The organism is Dactylosporangium sucinum (assembly GCF_014647515.1).
GTDB lineage: Bacteria > Actinomycetota > Actinomycetes > Mycobacteriales > Micromonosporaceae > Dactylosporangium > Dactylosporangium sucinum.
Genome location: NZ_BMPI01000074.1, coordinates 1 through 2,613, shown reverse-complemented (window position 1 = coordinate 2,613; position 2,613 = coordinate 1). Strand labels below are relative to the sequence as shown.

Annotated in this window: 3 protein-coding genes; all 3 read right to left on the bottom strand. The window is 73.4% G+C overall.

The window, feature by feature from the left end; all coding sequences use genetic code 11:
- Positions 1–8 precede the first annotated feature (8 nt).
- The 3 genes from IEZ31_RS46080 to IEZ31_RS46070 are packed head-to-tail and all read right to left on the bottom strand — an operon-like array spanning position 9 to position 2,495.
- A complete protein-coding gene (locus tag IEZ31_RS46080; protein ID WP_190256503.1) occupies positions 9–1,166 on the bottom strand; it encodes an acyl-CoA dehydrogenase family protein in 1,158 nt (385 codons plus the stop codon).
- Positions 1,167–1,170: 4 nt separating this feature from the next.
- Entirely contained in the window at positions 1,171–1,938 is a 768-nt protein-coding gene (locus tag IEZ31_RS46075; RefSeq protein WP_190256502.1) for an SDR family NAD(P)-dependent oxidoreductase, read from the bottom strand.
- Complete coding sequence (locus tag IEZ31_RS46070; protein ID WP_190256501.1) at positions 1,935–2,495, bottom strand: SDR family oxidoreductase; 561 nt, start codon at positions 2,493–2,495, stop codon at positions 1,935–1,937. The genes IEZ31_RS46075 and IEZ31_RS46070 overlap by 4 nt, the downstream gene beginning before the upstream one ends.
- Positions 2,496–2,613 lie beyond the last annotated feature (118 nt).

Sequence of the window (2,613 nt, the reverse complement as noted above, 5' to 3'; positions counted from 1 at the left end):
GGGGCGGGTCAGGTGTAGCGGCGTAGCTCGCGCCTCGCCAGGGAGCGGCGGTGGACCTCGTCCGGGCCGTCCGCGATGCGGATCGTGCGGGCCCGCGACCACAAGGCGGCCAGCGGCGTGTCCTGGCTGACGCCCGCCGCGCCGTGGGCCTGGATGGCCTTGTCCAGGATCCACTCTACAGTGGACGGTACTGCGATCTTGATCGCCTGGATCTCGATGTGGGCGCCGCGGTTGCCCACCGTGTCCATCAGCCAGGCCGTCTTCAGGACCAGCAGGCGGGCCTGCTCGATGCGGACCCGGGACTCGGCGATCCAGTCCTGGACCACACCCTGTGCCGCGAGCGGCGACCCGAACGCCACGCGGGTGGTGACGCGGCGGCAGGTCAGCTCCAGCGCCCGTTCGGCCATGCCGATGAGGCGCATGCAGTGGTGGATGCGGCCAGGGCCGAGGCGCGCCTGCGCGATCGCGAAGCCGGAACCCTCGGAGCCCAGGAGGTTGGCGGCGGGCACCCGGGCGCCGGCGAAGGAGATCTCGGCGTGGCCGCCGTGGTCGGCATCATCGTAGCCGAAGGTGTGCAGGCCCCGCAGTACCGTCACCCCGGGAGTGTCGCGGGGGACCAGGATCATGCTCTGCTGGCGGTGCCGCTCGGCCGTCGGGTCGGTCTTGCCCATGACGACGAGCAGCTCGCACCGCGGGTCCAGGGCGCCCGTGGCGAACCACTTGCGGCCGGTGATGGCGTACTCGTCGCCGTCGCGCTCGATGCGGGTGTCCACGTTGGTCGCGTCGGAGGAGGCGACGTCGGGCTCGGTCATGCAGAACGCGGAGCGGATCCGCGCGTCGAGCAGCGGCTCCAGCCACCGTTCGCGCTGCTGCGCGGTGCCGAAGGACGCCAGCAGCTCCATGTTGCCGGTGTCCGGGGCGGCGCAGTTCAGCGCGGCCGGGGCCAGGGACGGGCTGTGGCCCATGATCTCGGCCAGCGCCGCGTACTGCAGGTTCGGCAGGCCGAGGAACAGGTTCCACAGCCCGCGGGCCCGGGCCTCGCGCCGCAGCTCGTCCACCAGCTCCGGCGAGTGCGGCAGTAGCTCGGCCGGGTAGATGTGACTGTCCATGAAGGACAGCAGGCGCTCGCGGTACTCCAGTGTCACCGCGTCGTAGTCGAAGTTCACCGCGTCATCCCTCGATCTTCTGCTGGAGCCGGTTCATGCCGTCGAGCCAGCGGTCCGGGTCGGCGGCCCGGCGCGCGTAGTAGGTGGCGACCTCGGGGTGCGGCAGGATCAGGAACCGGTCGCCGCCGAGCGCCTCGACGACCCGGTCGGCCACCTGCTCCGGCGCGAGCGCGGTCCGGTCGAGCAGCCGCCGGCTGGCGCCGTCGCCGCCGTCGAGCATCGGCGTGCGCACCCCCTGCGGGCACAGGGCCTGCACGACGATGCCGCGGTGGGCGTACGTGACGCGCAGCCACTCGGCGTAGGCGAGGGCCGCGTGCTTGGTGACCGCGTACGGCGCCTTGCCGAGCAGGGTCAGCAGCCCCGCCGCCGAGACGGTGGTGAGCAGCCGCCCGCGGCCCTTGGCCAGCCACCGCGGCAGGAGCGCGCGCGACGCGTAGACGTGGGCCATGACGTTGACCCGCCACGCCTGCTCCCACATGGCGTCGGGGGCGGTGACGGTACCGCGGGGAGCCACGCCCGCGTTGGCGCAGAACAGGTCGAGCGCGCCGACATTGTCCCAGGCGAAGTCGACCAGCCGGTCGACCTCCTCGGGGTCCCCGGCGTCGCCGCTGAAGGCGAGCCCGTCGACCTCGTACGCCACCTGGCGGGCCGCGGCCGCGTCCAGGTCGTTGACGACGATCTGCGCGCCGAGCCCGGCGAAGCGGCGGGCCATGGCGGCGCCGATGCCGCTCCCGCCGCCGGTGATGACGACGGCGGCCCCGTTGAGGTTCATCCGGACCGCCGCGCGAGGGTCACGCCGCCGTCGACGACGAGCGTCTGCCCGGTGATCCAGCCGGCGTCGCCGGAGGCGAGGAAGGCCACGGCGCCGGCCACGTCCCGCGGCACGCCGAGGCGGCGCATGGGGTACCGCGCGGCGACCTCCTCCTCGCGCGCCTCGTACAGCGCGGTGGCGAAGCGGGTCTTGACCACGGCGGGCGCGACCGCGTTGACCCGCACGGCCGGCGCGAGCTCCACGGCCAGGCAGGCGGTGAGATGGTCACCGTACACCGGGTTGATGCCGGTGTTGTTGACGAGCACGTCGGGCGGCCCGAACACCTCGGTGGCGTGCCGCACGGTCTCGGCGCGGTGCGCGGGGTCGTCGGCCCGCCCGGCCACGAAGGTGGCGTTCGCCGGCCCGCCGAGCGCACCGACGGCTGCTTCGAGCCCGTCGGCCTTGCGCGCGGTGATGCAGACCTTGGCCCCTTCCTCGACAAACCGTCGGGCGATGCCAAGACCGATGCCGCGACTGGCCCCGGTGATGACAGCGACCCGCCCGGACAACCCGGTCATGCGCCCTCCGCTCCGCTCCGGCCGCATGCCTTCCCAACTGTGCCCATGATGACCGGCCTCCTCCGCTTCGCTCCGGAACCGGTCATGCGCCCTCCGCTTCGCTCCGGCCGCATGCCTT

Excerpts from the sequence above, each read along its gene's own strand:
- IEZ31_RS46075 (WP_190256502.1), bottom strand. The coding sequence starts at position 1,938 with ATGAACCTCAACGGGGCCGCCGTCGTCATCACCGGCGGCGGGAGCGGC.
- IEZ31_RS46070 (WP_190256501.1), bottom strand. The coding sequence starts at position 2,495 with ATGACCGGGTTGTCCGGGCGGGTCGCTGTCATCACCGGGGCCAGTCGC.